The organism is Anaerolineales bacterium, assembly GCA_019637755.1.
Classification (GTDB): Bacteria; Chloroflexota; Anaerolineae; order Anaerolineales; family UBA11579; genus JAMCZK01.
Genome location: JAHBVC010000001.1, coordinates 999,051 through 1,015,863, shown reverse-complemented (window position 1 = coordinate 1,015,863; position 16,813 = coordinate 999,051). Strand labels below are relative to the sequence as shown.

Genomic DNA, 16,813 nt, shown 5'->3' with positions numbered 1-16,813 from the left:
AGCAATTGGGGTGGTGTAGAAGGTCTGCATCTTACAAACTCCTGATAGCGCATAGTGTACATCAGGTGCGCCAGGCTAGTCAAGCAGCAAGCACGTATAATCACCGCAATGAACAAGGCTGGCACCCCCTCTCCGTTTGCCTTCCTGCCCATCACCATCCTGTTGCTGGTGCTGGGTTGGGGTGGGCTGAGCTTGCTGCTCACCAGTACCCAGCCCACGCTTGTGCCGCGCTGGCTGTTCTTCTTCCTGGTGGTGATCGCGTTCAGCGGCCTGGGCCTGCCGGTGGTGTCCTTCCTCAATTACCGCTTCCCCAGCGATCCGCCGGTACGCAGCAATGGCATCGTGCGCCAGGCCTTGTGGGTCGGCGTGTATGCGGCCACCCTGGCTTGGTTGCAATATGGCCAGGTGCTCACGGGCGCGTTGGCGCTTTTGCTGGCGATTGTGTTCCTGGCGATCGAGTGGTTCTTGCGCATGCGTGAACGCAGCCAGTGGCGTTATTCTGAACCTGAGGATATATAATCACGCTAGTGACGATCCATACCGCCCTTGAAGTGCTGGAGCAAACCAGCCGCACCTTTTATCTGCCGATCATCCGCTTGCCCAATGGCTTGCAGGAAGCCGTGGCCGCGGGCTACCTGTGCATGCGCGCCATTGACGAGATCGAAGATCATCCGCACTTGCCAGCGGCGGCCAAGGCCGAGCTCCTGCAAACTATTTGCCTGCTGCTCGATTCGCAAACCTCGGCCGAGCGCTTTGACCATGCGCGTTTTAGCGCGCTCTTTGCCCCCTATACAGAGCAGTTGCCTGAGGTGACGCTGCGCCTCTCCGAATGGGCGTGCTATGCCCCGGCGTTCATCGCCCCGCGCGTCTGGGAGGCCACCTCGGCGATGGCCGGGCGCATGCGCGATTGGGTGCTCAACGGCTTCACGGTAGCTTCGCAGGCTGATCTGGATCGCTACACGTATAGCGTGGCGGGCGCGGTGGGCCTGCTGCTGTGTGACTTGTGGGCTTGGTTCGAGCACGTGCAGATCCACCGCAGTTTGGCGATCCAGTTTGGGCGCGCCCTGCAATCGGTCAACATCCTGCGCAATCGCAAGGAAGACTTGCAACGCGGTGTGGATTTTTACCCCGATGATTGGGGCGATGCTGAAATGCAGAATTACGCCCGCCACAATTTGAACGACTTTGATGCTTACATGCAAAGCCTGGCGGCCAACACCTTCTCAGACTTTGTCAATATCCCCCGGGCGCTGGCGCATGCCACCCTGGAGGCGCTGGCCGAAGGGCGCGAAAAACTTTCGCGCGCAGATGTGCTCAAGATCCTGCAAGCGCTTGAAGCGCAAAATTCCCTCGGCTCCGCGTAGCTGGCATGGCGGCGCCCTCCTATGACGTCGCGGTGATTGGCGCCGGGCCGGGAGGCTCGGCGGCTGCGTTTTACCTGGCGCGCCAAGGCCAGCGCGTGCTGCTGCTGGATAAGGCTAGCTTCCCGCGCGATAAGACCTGTGGCGATGGCCTCACCCCGCGTGCCCTGGATATCCTGGCGGATATGGGCATTCTGGCGGCGGCCGAGGCGGCGGGATGCCGTATCCATGGGGTTTCGATCTTTGCCAAACGCGGTGCGGTATTGCACTCCAGCATTCCTGCCCACCCTGATTTTCATGATTACTTATTGGTGGTGCCGCGCCTGCGCCTGGATGATCTAATCCGCCAGCGCGCCATTCAACAAGGCGCCACGTTCCAGGGCAATGCCCGCGTCACCGCCTTGCATGCCGAGACCAGCGGCGTGCAGATCCAAGCCGAGCTTGACGGCCAGCCGGCCAGCTTTCAGGCGCGTGCCGCGGTGGTGGCGGTGGGCGCCAATATGGGCTTCTTGCGCGACAACCAGATCCTCAGCTATGCCCCGCGCCCGATTGTGGCGGTGCGCGCATACTATGAGGGCTTGCACGATCTGGGCGATCATATTCAGGCGCACTTTGAACAAGTGCCCATGCCGGGCTATGGCTGGGTCTTTCCCACCGGGCCGGCTTCGGCCAATATCGGCTTGGGCATGTGGCGTGATCAGGCCACCAGCGCCGGCTCGTTGCGCACGGCTTTCGATCATTTTCTGCAAGGCCCGCGCCTGAGCCAGCTAACCGCCGGGGCCCAGCAGGTTGGCCTAGTCAAGAGCTACCCGCTGCGCATTGATTTCACCACCGCACCTACCCACGCCGAGCGTATCGTGCTGGTGGGCGAGAGCGCCGGCCTGGTGAGCCCGCTCACTGGCGAAGGCATCGACTTCGCGCTGGAGAGCGGCCGCCTGGCAGCCCAATTCCTGCATGATGCGCTGGCCTCGGATGCGCTTAGCCGCAACGCCTTGCGCGCGTATGACCGCCTGCTGCGGGCGCACTTCCAAAGCATGTTTACCTTTCTGGGGTATCTGCGCAAGGTTTACGTCAACCCGCTGCTGATGGATCGCATTGTGCGCGTGTGTGCGCGCAGCCCAGAGCTGCGCGAATTGTTTGTTAGTATCTTGATGAGTCAGCAGCACCCCGCGGCCTTATTGCGCCCGCGGATCGTACGCAAAGTATTGATAGGAGTGTAAGGATGAAATCAGATTTGCCGGCCCTGATGGACGCGCGTGGCTTGGACGCTTTATTGATCTTTGGCGATGCATTGCACAACCCTCCGATGACGTATTTCACTGGTGTGGCCCATGTTACCGAGGGGTTACTGGTGGTCAAGCGTGGTGAGGCGCCGGTGCTGTTTTGCCACAACATGGAGCGTGATGAAGCGGCCTCCACCGGCTTGGCCACGCGCTCGATCACTGATTACAACTATCGCGAGCTGTACGAGCAGGAGGGCAAAGATGCGCTGCGTGCTACCGCGCGCCTGTTCCAACACATGCTTAGCGATGTAGGTCTGACGGCTGGCAAAGTGGCGGTGTATGGCCAGCGGGATGCCGGGCAATCCTTCGGCCTGCTCTCGGCCCTGCAGGAGTTCATGCCGGGTTTGCAATTGGTTGACGAATTCCGCAATTCCGTGTTGCTGCAGGCGCGCGCCACCAAAGACGCCGCTGAAATGGTGCAGATGCGCAAAGTGGCCCAGCAGACGGTGGACGTGGTGGGCCAGGTGGCTGATTTCCTCAGCCGCCAAAAAGATGTCGACGGGGTGCTGACCGGTGAAGATGGCCAGCCGGTCACCGTGGCCAAGGTGAAATCGCTGATCAATCGTTGGCTGGCCGAGCGCGGCCTAGATAACCCGCACGGCACTATCTTTGCCCCCGGCGCCGAGGGCGGCGTGCCCCACAGCCAGGGCAGCCCGGACGCTGTGCTGCGCCTGGGCGAACCGATTGTCTTCGATATCTACCCGGTGCAAGCGGGCGGCGGCTACTTTGCCGATTTTACGCGCACCTGGTGCATCGGCTACGCCACACCCGAAGCGCAAGCGCTATATGATGACGTGCGCTCCGTATTCGATACCGTGATGGCCGAGATCAAAGCCGGCGTGCATGGCACGGTCTATCAAGAGCGCGTGTGTGAGCTCTTTGAGGCCCAGGGCCACGCCACCGTGCGCCAGGATCCGCGCATCCGCTCCGGCTATGTACATTCGCTGGCCCACGGCCTCGGCCTGGATGTGCACGAGCGCCCCTCCACCGGGCGCGATGCCTCCCCCGAAGATGTGCTGCAGCCCGGCATGGTGATCACCGTCGAGCCGGGCCTGTACTATCCCGAGCGCGGCCTGGGCGCGCGCATTGAGGACGCCGTCTACCTGCATCCCGATGGCCATCTTGAAATCCTGGCCCCGTATCCTTATGACCTGGTGATCCCGCTAAAATCGTAGCGGGAGCCTCTTTGACCAAAATCACCCTGGGGTTGATCGCCGATACGCATGTACCAGACCGCAAGCGCGGTCTGGACGCGCGTATCCTGCCCGCACTGCGCCAGGCGGGCGTCAGCGCAATCCTGCACGCCGGCGATATCTCCACCGCGCGCCTGCTGGCCCAACTGGGGGAGGTGGCCCCAGTGCTGGCGGTGCGCGGCAACACCGATTGGTTCCCCTCCGCCGATTTGCCCAATCAGCGTCATTTGCAGTATGGCGGTGTGCGCATCGGGTTGGCCCATGGGCACATCAACTGGCGCAGCTACCTGCGCGACAAACTGCACTACCTGCTGCACGGACCGCGCAGCTTCGATTACTTTGCCGAACGCATCCTGCGCCAGTTTCCGCAGGAGGATGTGATCGTCTTCGGCCATACGCATGAGCCGCTCATCCGCCGCGTGGGGCGCCAATTGCTGGTCAACCCCGGCTCGGCCTGTTACCAGGTGCTGCCCGGCAACCCCCCCAGCTTTGCTCTACTGCACCTGCAGGCCGGCCAGGCCGAGGCCGAGCTGATCGAGCTGCCCCCGCAGCCAGATGAGGACAACTTAAAAATGGACACTACCCGCCGCTAGTGGTGATAAATGCCCCTGTGGATTCGTTGCCAGCTATGTAACACTTGAACTGGAAGCGCGTGGATCAACTATCGCAGGAGGTACTATGAAAACCAAAACCAAGACCAAAGCGTCTGCCGCGGTTTTACAGGCCAAAGCGGACCTCATCGAGAGTTTGAATGAAGACCTGGCCGGTGAGCTCAGTGCCATCGTGCAGTACATCGCCTACGCCGCCAAGGTCACCGGGCCTTACCGCCCGCAATTGGTGGAGTTCTTTCTGGCCGAAGTGCCCGACGAGCAGCGCCATGCGCAGTTCCTGGCCAACAAGATCGTAGCTCTGGGCGGCGAGCCCACCACCCAGCCGCGCCCCGTGGCCACCGTCGAAAGCAACCGCGAGATGCTCGAGGCGGTGCTGGAGGCCGAGCAACGCGCCGTGCGCGATTACACCCAGCGTGCTGAAGACGCTGAAGAGTACGGTGACAAGGGTCTGGCAGTGGAGCTGGAGAACATCGTCAGTGATGAAACCCGCCACGCCGAGGAAACCGAGCGCATCCTGCGTGACTGGCCGCTCTAGCTGGCCGCGGGCTTGCGCGTGTACCAAAAGCCACCCCGTTCGGGGTGGCTTTTGGTTTCGGACTATAATTCCGCCATTCCCCCTTCTGGAGACACAATGGCAGGCAAACGCATCAAGCTCATCATCAACCCCAATGCCGATCTGGGCAATGCCTGGCGGCAAGCCACTGACCTACGAGCGATTGCGGAGCAATTTGGCGGTGCGGATTGGGCTGGCACCGTATACCCCACGCATGCCACCGAACTGGCCCGCCAGGCGGCCGAAGAAGGCTACGAGATCGTGATTGCCGTAGGCGGCGATGGCACGGCCCACGAGGTTATCAACGGCTTGATGAGCGTGCCGGCCCATCAGCGCCCCAAGTTTGGCATTGTGCCGCTGGGTTCCGGGAATGATTTTGCGCACAATCTGGGCCTGCCGGATGGCCCGCGTGATGCCCTACAGATGGCCTTGCAGGGAAACACACGCAAAATTGATCTGGCGCTGATCGAAGATGAGAACGGCCGCAAAGAATACTGGGATAACACCATGAACATCGGCTTTGGCGGCTCGGTCAACATTTATTCGCACAATTTGCCGCTGGTGCGAGGCTTCCTTATGTATTTCGCCGCCACCTTGCTCACCATCATCCGCCGCTATGACGTGATGTCGATGAAGATCAGCACGGACCAGGAAAGTTGGGATGCCGACGTGCTGATGCTGGGGGTGTGCAACGGCAAGCGTGAGGGCGGCGGCTTTATCACCGCTCCCGAAGCTGAATTCGATGATGGCTGGCTGAATTACACCCAGGTGGGCAAGGTTTCACGCCTGAGCATGTTCCGCCTGATCCCTGAGTTCCTCAAGGGCACCCAGGGCCGCTTTGATAAGCAGGTCAAGATGGGCAAGGCCAAGAGCATTGAACTCGAATCGCAGCAATCGCTCACCATTCATATTGACGGCGAGACCTTTGCGGGCTTCAATAGCAACGTGCACAAACTCAAAATTTCTGTTCTGCCCCAGGCACTGGAAGTGCTGGTGCCGCCAGCCAGCTAGTAGGCCATGCCCGGCCTTGCGCACAGCCTGGAAGGCCAGGATTTCGCCTACTTACGTAGCGTAGCCGACCTCTGGCGCATTGAGTTGGATGCGCCAGATCGCCGCGCCGCGGCGCAGCAACTGGCCAGCCACATCCAGCAACTACTGGCTGACCGTGAAGCCTTGCCCGGCCCCTGCCAGGTAGCGCTGCAGGCTTTGGCCGTCTTGGGCGGCCGCATGCCCTGGCCGCAATTTATCCGCTCCTATGGCCCCCTGCGCGAGATGGGTGCCGCCCGCCTGGAAAAAGAACGCCCCCAACGCCAGCCGGTTTCGGTGGCCGAACAGTTGTGGTACCGCGCTCTGGTGGCGCGGGCGTTCTTCGCCACGCCCGCTGGCCCCGCTGAATTTGCCTATTTGCCCGATGAAGTCTTGGCTACCCAGCCTGCCGCCGGGCAGCGCCCGGCAACGCTCGGCCGCCCGGCACGCCCAGACGAGCGCGCCGAGCTGCGCCTGGGCAGTGATGTGATCGTAGATCAGATCTGCAGCCTGCTGGCGGCCAACCGCAGCCAATTGCCTTTGGCGCAAGCCGCAGAATTGGAAGGCTGGCCCGCGGATACCAGTTTCTTGTTGGCCTTGGCGCAGGCGGCCGGGCTGCTGGAGCCCGGCGGCAAGATCAACGCCAGCGCCGCCCGGCGCTGGCTGGAGCAGGAGCGCAGGGCGGCTTGGCTGGCCCTGGTGCAGGCCGCCCTGGCGAGTGAGCAGCTCAACGAGCTGCGTTTGCTGCCCGGGCTGAGTGCCGAGGGCGGTTGGGCCAACCAGCCACAGCTCACGCGCCAACGCGTACTCGAATTGCTGCCCAACCACCTGCCGGCTGGCCCATGGTGGAGTCTTAGCGCCTTTGTAGCCGACGTGAAAAAGCATCATCCCGATTTTCAACGCAGCGCTGGCGAGTACGATGCCTGGTATCTGCGCAACCCCGCCGGGGAGTACTTGCGTGGCTTTGCCCATTGGGATGATGTAGAAGGTGCCTTGCTGCACTACATGCTTAGCGGCCCGCTGCATTGGTTAGGCTTGCTGGATCTGGCTGCGCCCAATGCAGGCGCCGCACCGCTCGCCTTCCGCTGGAGCGCCGCGGCACTGGATCTGCTCTCCGGCCGCCCGCCGGCTTTGCCTGCCGAAGCCGACGTGCTCAAGATCGATTCGATGGGCACCATCAGCGCCAGCCCGCAGGTGCCGCGTGCCATTCGTTATCAACTGGCGCGTTTCTGCAGTTGGCAACCGCGCCGCAAGCAGGTATACCGTTACCAGATTTCAGCGCGCGGCCTGCAGGCGGCGCGCCAACAAGGCTTGCAAGCCAGCCAATTGCTGGCCCTATTGAAAGCCCAGGTAGACAAGGCGCTGCCACCCAATGTGGGGCAAGCGTTGCAGCGCTGGGAGCAATACGGGGTTCAGGCGCAGTTGGCGCCGCAGCTGGTGCTGCGCCTGCCGTCGGCCGCCGCGCTCAAGGCGTTACGCGCTTCGCGGGCGGCGCGCTGGTTGGGTGAGCTGCTCGGCCCGCTGGCGATCACGGTGCAACCCGGCGCGGGCCATCAGGTCATCCAGGTTTTGCTGGAGCTTGGCTATCTAGGTGAACTGGAGGAGAGAGAATGAGTGCGATCCATTGGAGCGCGGCCAAGGTACCGCTGCGCCAGTTGCTGGCCGAGCCGCAATTTGGCCTGTTCAGTGATCTGGATGGCACGCTCGCCCCGATTGCCGCTACGCCTGAGGCCGCCGCGCTAACGCCCACCAATCGCCAGCACCTGCAAGCCCTGGCCGCAGAGCTGCCGCTGGTGGCGCTGATCTCCGGCCGCCGCGCCGCCAGCCTGCAAGCCAAAGTAGGCTTGCCTGGCCTGGTCTATGTGGGTAACCACGGCCTGGAACAATGGCTGGATGGAAACGTAGTGGGCCTGCCGCAGGCGGCCAGCTACCGCGCCGCCTTGCAGCAGGCGCATAGTGAAATTCAAGCCTTGCTGCCGCCCGGCGCCGTGGTGGAGGATAAGGATCTCACCCTGAGCATTCATTACCGCCAAACACCGGATCCGCGAGCATTCTTGCTCAGCTGGGGGGTGCAATTGCGCGCCATCGCCCAGCAACATGGCTTGGAGATGTTCACAGGGAAGATGGTGCTAGAGGTGCGCCCACCGGTGGCGGTGGACAAGGGCGTAGCCTTGCAAGCCTTGGCGGCAGAACACCAGTTGCGTGCGGCCCTATTTCTTGGCGATGATATTAGCGATCTAAGTGCTTTGCAGGCGGTGCGTACTTTGCGCGCGCAGGGCGTGCACGCCTGGGGGGTTGGGGTGCGCTCGGCGGATGCACCCGCCGAGCTTTTGGATGAAGCCGATTACCTGGCGGATGGCGTGGCGGATGTAGAAGCGTTGCTGGCCTTTATACTCGCTGCCCGCCAGGCCGCCGGCGCCTGAGCGCGCTTAGGCGCGCGGCGGGCTGCCCATGGCGTGCAGCGCATCGTCTACCTGCGCTGCAAACCACTCGCGCACATCGTTCTTGACCACGATCTCGCGCAGCGCGGCGGCCCGGCGGCTGCGCTCCTCCATTGGCATGGTGAGCGCCTGGTGCATCGCCTCGGCGGTGCCATACACATCGAACGGCGAAACGGTGAGCGCATCCTGCCCCAGCTCATAAAAAGCACCAGCAAATTCGGAGAGTAGCAGAACGCCATTCTTGCGGTTGACCAAAACCCCTTCCTTGGCCACCAGGTTCATGCCATCGGCGATGGGATTGACCAGTAAGAGGTCATACAGTTGCATCGCCGCAATCGCACGGGTGTAGTTATCCCCCACCACGATGCGCACTGGCTCCCAGATCGAATCGCTGTAATACGCATTGATCAGCCCAGCTTCGGCCATGATCTCGCTGAGGTAATTCTGGTATTGGTCCACTTCCATGCGCGAGGGCACCAGCAGGGCCAGCAACTGCACTTTGCCGCGGTGCTGCGGGTACTTGCGCAGCAGGGTGCGGTAGGCCTGCAAGCCGCGCAAATTGTTCTTGCTCGGTTCGATGCGGTCGACGCGCAGGATCACGGCGCGGTCACCGACGGTATTGAGCAGTTGCGAGCGCTCCAGCCGGGTAACCTGCTCGTCAGCCAGTTGGCGCAGCTTCTCTACATCGATCGAGATCGGGTAGGCCAGTGCGCCCACATCGCGGCCGGCATACTCCACTGCATCGCGGCGGCCGTGCGCATGCGCGCCGAGATAAAAACGGCAGCACTGCACGAAGTTGAAGGCATCCTTCTCGGTTTGAAAGCCCACTCGATCCGATTCCAACAAGCTGCTCAACAGCGCATCACGCATCGGCTGCGGCAGAATGCGCCAGGCATCCGGCCCCGGCCAGGGAATGTGTACGAAGGGCTGAATTTGCACGCGCTCGCCCACCAAGGCGCGCAGGTAGTGCGGAGTCAGATAGAGATGATAGTCTTGCGGCAGCACGATCACCGGCCGGTCTGTGTTGCCGATGGCCTCGGCGATCGCCTGTGCAAACAATTCGTTCACCGGCTTGTAGCCGTGCTCCCAGGCATTCCAGGTATCTTCGGTGATGCTGGGATCGCGCGGAATATCCCATAACTGGTGTTGGATGAACCACAGCAAGGGATTGGCGATCTCGTTGTAATAGCCTTCGTAAGCTTCCAGCGAAGGTTCCACCAACTTCAGGTGAATGCCCTCAACGGTTTGCACTTTGCCTTGATGCTGCTGTGACCACAGGCGGTCATCTTCGCTCATCGCCGCCGCCACCCACAGCACTTCGTGGCGCTCGGCCAGGGCCGCCAGCGCGGTCACCAGGCCGCCGGCGCCGCGCTCTACTGAAAATGTATTGCCCTGCTTGTGAAAAGTGAATGGCCCGCGATTCGAGGCGATGATGATCAGCGCCTTTTCGTGAGCGGATGATGCGGCCATGCTACAACACCCAGCCCGGGTCAATATCCATCGCCAGCCCGCTGGCGGCCGGGCGCTTGAGCGCATGGCGGAAGTAGCCCGCCGCGGCGATCATGGCGGCATTGTCGGTGCACAGCGCCAGGCGTGGCAGATGCACTGGCAGGGTCAGCTCGCGCTGCAGGCGCTGGCGCAGCGCCTGGTTGGCTGAGACGCCGCCAGCCACCAACACATGCTGGGCGCCAAATGTCTCACAGGCCATGCGCAGTTTGCCCACCAGCACCTCCACCACGGCCTCTTGAAAGCTGGCCGCCAGGTCGGCGGTGGGCAGCTTGGCCGGATCTTCGCCTGGATCCAGGGCGCGGATTTGGTGCAACACGGCCGTCTTCAGCCCGCTGAATGAAAAATCCCAGGTGCCGGGCAGCCAGGCGCGCGGCAATGTGAACGCGGCCGGGTTGCCTTGCTCTGCCGCCTTTTGGATGCTCGGCCCGCCGGGGTAGGCCAGGCCGAGCAGGCGCGCCACCTTGTCAAACGCCTCACCAGCGGCATCGTCCAGCGTGCTGCCCAGGCGTTGGTAGCGCAGGTGATCCTGCATCAGCACCAACTCGGTGTGCCCGCCGGAGACGATCAGCGCCACCAAGGGGAACTCGGGCGGGGCGGCCAGCTCAGTCACAGGGGCGTCTGCCGCCGCGGGCAGATGCACCCAGGCGGAGTACAAATGGCCCTCCAAGTGATTGATGCCATACAGGGGTTTGCGGCTGCCGAGGGCCAGGCCCTTGGCCATGTTGAGGCCCACCACCAGCGAGCCTGGCAAGCCCGGGCCGCGCGTCACGGCGATGGCGTCAATATCCGCCAGTTCCAGGTGCGCCTGGCTCAGCGCTTCGCTCAGTACGCGGTCGATCACCTTGATGTGTTGGCGCGAAGCAATCTCGGGGAAGACGCCGCCATACTTGGCATGCATCTCGGCCTGCGAAGCCACCACGTTGGAGAGCGCCAGACGGCCATCCTCCACCACTGCCGCGGCGGTTTCATCACAGGAGGTTTCGATGCCCAGAATGCGGGCGGGGCCTAGTTTTTTGCGCGGAGACATCGCATGTATTGTATGCGATGCGGCCCCGCTTTGCCGAGCCGATAGGCCCTGCCGGTTATTTAGTGAGATACGGTTTCAGAAACTGGCCGGTGTAACTGCTCTTGATCTTGGCTACCTGCTCGGGGGTGCCCTGCGCCAGCAGCTCACCGCCGCGCAAGCCACCTTCTGGCCCCAGGTCGATCAGGTGATCGGCCACCTTGATGATATCCATATTGTGCTCAATGATCAGCACCGTGTTGCCGCTATCCACCAGGCGTTGCAGCACCTCGATCAGCTTGTGCACATCGGCGGTGTGCAGGCCCACTGAAGGCTCGTCGAGCACGTAGATGGTTTGCCCGGTGGAACGTTTGGAGAGCTCCTTGGCCAGCTTGACGCGCTGCGCCTCGCCACCCGAGAGGGTGGGGGCGGATTGGCCCACGCGAATGTAGCCCAGGCCAACATCCTTCAGGGTCTGCAATTTGCTGGCCATACCTGGGAAGGCGGCGAACTCCTCCTGGGCGCGCTCGATCGAGAGCCCGAGCACATCGGCGATGCTCATATCCTTGAACTTGACTTGCAGCGTTTCTGAGTTGAAGCGCGCCCCGTGGCACACTTCGCAGGGCACGTAAATATCCGGCAGAAACTGCATCTCAATGCGCACTTCGCCCTGGCCCTCGCAGGCCTCGCAGCGCCCGCCGCGCACATTGAACGAGAAGCGCCCAGGCTTGTAGCCGCGTGCTTTGCTTTCCGGCAGCTCGGCGAACAGATCACGGATCAGATTGAACAGGCCGGTATAGGTGCCGGGGTTGGAGCGCGGGGTGCGCCCGATCGGCGATTGGTCGATGTTGATGATCTTATCGAGATGCTCGATGCCTTCGATCTTGTCGTGCGCGCCGGGCATCAGGTGCGCCCCGTTCAACTCGCGCGCTAGCGCCTTGTAGACGATCTCGTTCATCAGGCTGCTTTTGCCCGAGCCTGAGACGCCGGTAATGCAAATCAGCGTGCCCAGCGGAAAAGCCACATCCAGGTTCTTCAGGTTGTTCTCGCGGGCACCGCGCACCACCAGAGATTTTCCGTTGCCCTTGCGGCGCTGCCCCGGCACTTCGATCGCCTTGCGCCCGGAGAGGTACGCGCCGGTGAGCGATTGCTTGCTGGCGAGAATATCCTTGATCGGCCCGGCGGCGATCACCTCCCCGCCGTTCTCGCCGGCCCCCGGCCCCATGTCGATCACCCAATCTGCCCGGCGGATGGTTTCTTCGTCGTGCTCCACCACCAGCACCGTGTTGCCGATGTCGCGCATATTGGTCAGCGTGTGCAGCAGGCGCTCATTGTCGCGGGCGTGCAGCCCGATCGAAGGCTCATCCAGCACATACAGCACGCCCATCAGCCGCGAGCCAATTTGCGTCGCCAGGCGGATGCGCTGGGCTTCACCGCCGGAGAGGGTGCCGGCCGAACGGTCGAGCGTCAGGTAATCCAGGCCAACATCCACCATAAAGCCCAGGCGCTCGTTGATCTCTTTGATGATCGGCTTGGCGATCAGGGTTTGGCGTTGGTTAAGCGTATTGGCGGCCAGGCTGCGCGCCCATTGCAGTGTTTCCAGCACCGGGCGCTGGGTCACTTGCAGAATGTTGTCGCCCAGTACTGTCACCCCCAGCGCTTCCGGGCGCAGGCGTGCGCCGTGGCAGGCCGGGCAGGGCCGGTCGCTCATGAATTCCATAATGCGCTGGCGCATGTACTCGGAGTTGGTTTCGCGGAAACGGCGCTCCAGGTTGGGGATGATGCCCTCGAATTTGGTGCTGAAGGTGTAATCGCGCCCGCTGCTGCGCTGCTTGTATTTCACCGTTACTTCGCGCCCCTGGGTGCCATACAAGATCAGGTCGATCTGCTTCTGCGAGAGTTTCTCCACTGGCGTATTCAGATTGATCTTGTAGGCGCGCGCCGCACCCTCCAGGGTCGACCAGTAGTAGCCGCCCTCTTCACGCGGGCCGCCCCATTCCGAGGCGCTCACCGCACCTTCGGCGAAGGAGAGCTCTTTGTTGGTGATCAACAGGTTGGGATCGATCTCCAACTTGGTGCCCAGCCCCTGGCACTCCGGGCAGGCGCCGTGCGGCGTGTTGAAGGAGAAAGTGCGCGGCTCGATCTCCGGCAGAACGCTGCCATGCTCGGGGCAGGTCAGGCTCTCGGAGAACATCAGGTCTTCGCCGGCGTCTGCGGCCAGGTTCTGCACGATCAGCGTACCCTCGCCAAAACGCAGCGCCGTTTCCACTGAATCGGTCATGCGTGTGCGGGCCGCCGCGGCCTCTTCCTTGCTGGTATCTTTGTGCAGCACCAGACGGTCTACCACCGCTTCGATGGTATGCATCTTGTAGCGATCCAGCTTCACTTTGTCTGTATCGAGCTGGTAGACCTCACCGTTGATGCGGGCGCGCACAAAGCCTGCCTTGGCGATCTCTTCCAATACGTTCTCGTGCGTGCCCTTGCGGCCACGCACCACCGGCGCCAGCACCAGCAGGCGGCTGCCCTCGGGCAGCTTTTCGATGGCGTCAACAATTTCCTGAGCGGATTGGCGCGTGACTTCGCGCCCACACAGTGGGCAATGCGGCGTGCCCACGCGGGCGAACAGCAGGCGCAGATAATCGTAGATCTCGGTAACCGTGCCCACGGTAGAGCGCGGGTTGTGCGAGCTGCCCTTTTGGTCGATCGAGACCGCCGGCGAGAGCCCTTCGATGTACTCAACATCAGGCTTGTCCATCTGCCCGAGGAACTGGCGCGCATACGCCGAGAGCGACTCGACGTAGCGGCGTTGCCCCTCGGCAAAGATCGTGTCGAACGCCAATGAGGATTTGCCAGAGCCAGACAGCCCAGTGATGACCACAAACTTATCGCGCGGGATGTCTACGCTAACGTTTTTAAGATTGTGCTCCTTGGCCCCCACAACACGGATTACATTTTCTGCCATTTGGGTTGGTTCCTTCTCGACTACATGCGCACGGCATTGTAGCACAGATGTTTTAGAGTGCTTTTTACCCGATTTAAACCCAAACCGCACCCACGGTACGGGTGCGGTTCGGTAAGTGAGGAGGAGATTCTCGCTATGCCGGTAGTATGCCGCGCGCGCATAAGCGCCAAATGAAATCAATATGAGGTGCGGATAAGTGTCACTCGGCCTGCAAGGCGGCCAGGATCTGCGCGGCACTGATCGGCCCGGCCCGCAGGATCTGCGGCGGGCTCAGCGTGGTATCCACCACGGTGGAGGGCACTGCGCCCGGCGTGCGGCCGCCATCCAGCAGCAGCTCGATCCCGCCGCCGAGCTGCGCCAGCACGGCCGCGGCATCCAGCGCGTCCGGCTCGCCAGAGCGGTTGGCGGAGGTGACCGCCAGCGGCCCGCTGGCCAGCAGCAGTTGCTGGGTAAGCGCATGGGCGGGCACGCGCACGCCCACTGTAGCACTGGGCGAAAGATTTGCGGGCAGCTCCGGGCGGCGCGGCACCACCAGGGTCAGTGCCCCCGGCCAGAAGCGCGCCGCCAAGCGCTGCGCCGCGGCGCTGGGCTGCTGTGCCACTCGATCCAGTTGCTCGGCGGCGCCCAGCAACACGGCGATGGCTTTGGTGTGCTGGCGGCCTTTCACCGCATACAAGCGCTCGATGGCCTCGGGCTGGCTGATCAACGCCGCCACGCCATACACCGTATCGGTGGGCAGCGCCACCAGGCCACCGCGCTGCAGCACGGCCAGCGCCTGCGCCTGGGCATCACGGGCATCCGCGGCGATGTGCATCGTGTTCATGCTAGCTCCCCTGCCAACGCCACGCGCAGCAGCCGCGGCCGCCCGGCCAGATCAGGCAGCACGTCTACCTGAGCGCTGGGCCAGGTTTGCCGAGCGAGGTGCAGCGATGCGTCTTCCAGCTCAGGGTCAATTTCTTCCAGCAGTAGCCCGCCGGGCTGTAAGCATTGCTGCGCTTGCTGCAAGAGCGTGCGGATCAGCACCAGCCCATCCGCGCCGCCATCCAGCGCGATCTGCGGCTCCCAGGCAGCCACCGCCAGCGTGGGCACGCGTGGGCTGGGGATGTAGGGCAAGTTGGCGGTGATCAGATCCAGCGGCGTGTGCAGCGCCGCCAGCAGATCGCCACGCTGCAAGCGGATGCGCTGGCTCAGGCCGTGGCGAGCCACGTTGCTTTGCGCTACGGCCAGCGCTTCGGCGGAGAGGTCGATGGCGTGGAAATGTACATCCGCCACGTTGGCAGCGATGGCAATCGGTATGATGCCCGACCCGGTGCCCACATCGGCGGCGCGCGCCGGCGCATAGGGCTGGGCCTGGGCTTTACGCCCACGCAACCAGCCAATCGCCTCTTCCACCAATAGCTCGGTCTCCGGGCGCGGAATTAACACCGCCGGGCTGACCTGAAAGGTCAGCCCGTAAAATTCCCATTCGCCTAGTAAATAGGGCAGAGGTTCGCCGGCGGCCAGGCGCTGCAAGCCGCTGGCCCAATCACTGGCTTGCCGCTCGCTGAGCGGCTGTTCACCGTGGGCCAGCAGCCAACTGCGCTCAGCGCCCAGCACGCGTGCCAGCCACACTTCGCCATCCAGCCGGGCGGTCTCGCTGACCGAGGCCAGGGCGGTGAGGGACTGGTGTAATGCTTCAGCGATGCTGATTGCCATTCAAGAGCCCACAGCTATGCGGGATGAACACGGATCAAGGCAGGCATCGGTGTTCATCGGTAGATGATCTCCGGCGCTTACATTCCCGCCGCGGCCAGACGGTCGGCTTCGTCTTGGGTGGCCAGCTCATCAAAGAGCTCATCCAAGTCACCATCCATCAGGGCTGGCAGGTTGTGCGAGGTAAAACCGACGCGATGATCGCTGACGCGTGATTGCGGGTAGTTGTATGTGCGGATCTTCTCGGAGCGTTCGCCCGTGCCCACTTGCGAACGGCGGGCGGCCTCCTGCTCGGAGCGGCGCTTCTCTTCTTCGATCTCGTAGAGGCGGGCGCGCAGGATCGCCAGAGCGCGCAAGCGGTTTTGCAGTTGCGAGCGCTCGTCTTGGCATTGCACCACGATGCCCGTGGGCAGGTGGGTGATGCGCACGGCGGTCGAGTTCTTTTGTACGTTCTGGCCGCCGGCGCCCTGCGAGCGGTAGACATCCATCTTGATGTCAGTCTCCGGGATCTTGATCTCCACTTCGTCCACCTCGGCCAGCACGGCCACCGTGGCGGTGCTGGTATGGATGCGCCCCTGCGCTTCAGTAGCGGGCACGCGTTGCACGCGGTGCACCCCGGATTCGAATTTAAGGCGTGAAAAGGCGCCCTTCCCCTTCAGCATGAAGGTGACTTCTTTGTAGCCACCCACGCCCGTGGGGTTGGTGCTAAGCAGCTCCTGCTTCCACCCCTGGCGTTCGGCGAAGCGTGTGTACATGCGATACAAGTCAGCCGCGAAGATGCCGGCTTCATCGCCGCCAGCACCGGCGCGGATCTCAACGATCACGTTGCGCTTGTCGCGCGGATCGCTGGGCAGCAGCATGCTCTTGAGCTCCAGCTCCAACTTGGGCACCTGCTCGTCCAGCTCGGCCAGTTCCAACTCGGCCAGTTCGGCCAGCTCGGCATCTTTGCCGTAGGCCAGCTCCTTGGCCTCCGCCTGGCGCTGCAGCGCGGCACGGTAGGCGCGCGCCTTATCCACCAGTGGCTGCAAATCCGAGCGTTCTTTGGAAAGCTCGGCAACGCGCTGGTAATTGCTGGCCGCTTCGCTCAGCTCTTTTTCAATTTCGTCGTAGCGGGCTTCGATACCCGCGATTTTGTCCAGCATGTACTAGATCACCTCATAAACCTGAAGAGTATACAGA

Annotated in this window: 15 protein-coding genes; 9 read left to right on the top strand and 6 right to left on the bottom strand. The window is 62.7% G+C overall.

The genetic code is table 11. The annotated features are described in order from the left end of the window. Positions 1–108: 108 nt before the first annotated feature. From KF821_04955 to otsB, 9 genes are all read left to right on the top strand, one after another. Positions 109–519: a hypothetical protein gene (locus KF821_04955; protein MBX3005163.1), complete on the top strand. Its 411-nt coding sequence runs from the start codon at positions 109–111 to the stop codon at positions 517–519. A gap of 8 nt (positions 520–527) precedes the next feature. After that, positions 528–1,364 (top strand): phytoene/squalene synthase family protein, encoded by an 837-nt coding sequence (locus tag KF821_04950; protein MBX3005162.1) that lies wholly within the window; start codon positions 528–530, stop codon positions 1,362–1,364. Positions 1,365–1,369: 5 nt separating this feature from the next. Continuing rightward, positions 1,370–2,581: a geranylgeranyl reductase family protein gene (locus tag KF821_04945; protein ID MBX3005161.1), complete on the top strand. Its 1,212-nt coding sequence runs from the start codon at positions 1,370–1,372 to the stop codon at positions 2,579–2,581. A 2-nt stretch (positions 2,582–2,583) separates the two neighbouring features. Then, on the top strand, positions 2,584–3,819 hold the full coding sequence (locus KF821_04940; protein ID MBX3005160.1) for an aminopeptidase P family protein: 1,236 nt from the start codon (positions 2,584–2,586) through the stop codon (positions 3,817–3,819). 11 nt (positions 3,820–3,830) lie between these two features. Further along, on the top strand, positions 3,831–4,430 hold the full coding sequence (locus tag KF821_04935) for a metallophosphoesterase family protein (GenBank protein MBX3005159.1): 600 nt from the start codon (positions 3,831–3,833) through the stop codon (positions 4,428–4,430). 85 nt (positions 4,431–4,515) lie between these two features. Next, on the top strand, positions 4,516–4,983 hold the full coding sequence (locus tag KF821_04930) for a ferritin-like domain-containing protein (GenBank protein MBX3005158.1): 468 nt from the start codon (positions 4,516–4,518) through the stop codon (positions 4,981–4,983). A gap of 96 nt (positions 4,984–5,079) precedes the next feature. After that, positions 5,080–6,012, top strand: coding sequence for a diacylglycerol kinase family lipid kinase (locus KF821_04925; GenBank protein ID MBX3005157.1), 933 nt, complete (start codon positions 5,080–5,082; stop codon positions 6,010–6,012). A 6-nt stretch (positions 6,013–6,018) separates the two neighbouring features. Next, complete coding sequence (locus KF821_04920) at positions 6,019–7,641, top strand: hypothetical protein (protein MBX3005156.1); 1,623 nt, start codon at positions 6,019–6,021, stop codon at positions 7,639–7,641. Further along, positions 7,638–8,450, top strand: coding sequence for a trehalose-phosphatase (gene otsB / locus KF821_04915; GenBank protein ID MBX3005155.1), 813 nt, complete (start codon positions 7,638–7,640; stop codon positions 8,448–8,450). Before KF821_04920 ends, otsB begins: the two co-directional genes overlap by 4 nt. A 6-nt stretch (positions 8,451–8,456) precedes the next feature. Here otsB and KF821_04910 read toward each other — a convergent pair whose 3' ends face one another. From KF821_04910 to prfA, 6 genes are all read right to left on the bottom strand, one after another. Continuing rightward, the gene (locus KF821_04910; protein MBX3005154.1) at positions 8,457–9,938 is read right to left on the bottom strand and encodes a trehalose-6-phosphate synthase; all 1,482 of its coding nucleotides are present in this window, start codon (positions 9,936–9,938) and stop codon (positions 8,457–8,459) included. Position 9,939: 1 nt separating this feature from the next. Next, positions 9,940–11,004, bottom strand: coding sequence for a tRNA (adenosine(37)-N6)-threonylcarbamoyltransferase complex transferase subunit TsaD (gene tsaD / locus KF821_04905; protein MBX3005153.1), 1,065 nt, complete (start codon positions 11,002–11,004; stop codon positions 9,940–9,942). Between the two features lie 55 nt (positions 11,005–11,059). Continuing rightward, complete coding sequence (gene uvrA, locus KF821_04900; protein MBX3005152.1) at positions 11,060–13,942, bottom strand: excinuclease ABC subunit UvrA; 2,883 nt, start codon at positions 13,940–13,942, stop codon at positions 11,060–11,062. 199 nt (positions 13,943–14,141) lie between these two features. Next, entirely contained in the window at positions 14,142–14,765 is a 624-nt protein-coding gene (locus KF821_04895) for a threonylcarbamoyl-AMP synthase (GenBank protein MBX3005151.1), read from the bottom strand. Then, positions 14,762–15,637 (bottom strand): peptide chain release factor N(5)-glutamine methyltransferase, encoded by an 876-nt coding sequence (gene prmC, locus KF821_04890; GenBank protein MBX3005150.1) that lies wholly within the window; start codon positions 15,635–15,637, stop codon positions 14,762–14,764. Before prmC ends, KF821_04895 begins: the two co-directional genes overlap by 4 nt. A 77-nt stretch (positions 15,638–15,714) precedes the next feature. Beyond that, complete coding sequence (prfA, locus tag KF821_04885; protein ID MBX3005149.1) at positions 15,715–16,776, bottom strand: peptide chain release factor 1; 1,062 nt, start codon at positions 16,774–16,776, stop codon at positions 15,715–15,717. Positions 16,777–16,813: the final 37 nt, after the last annotated feature.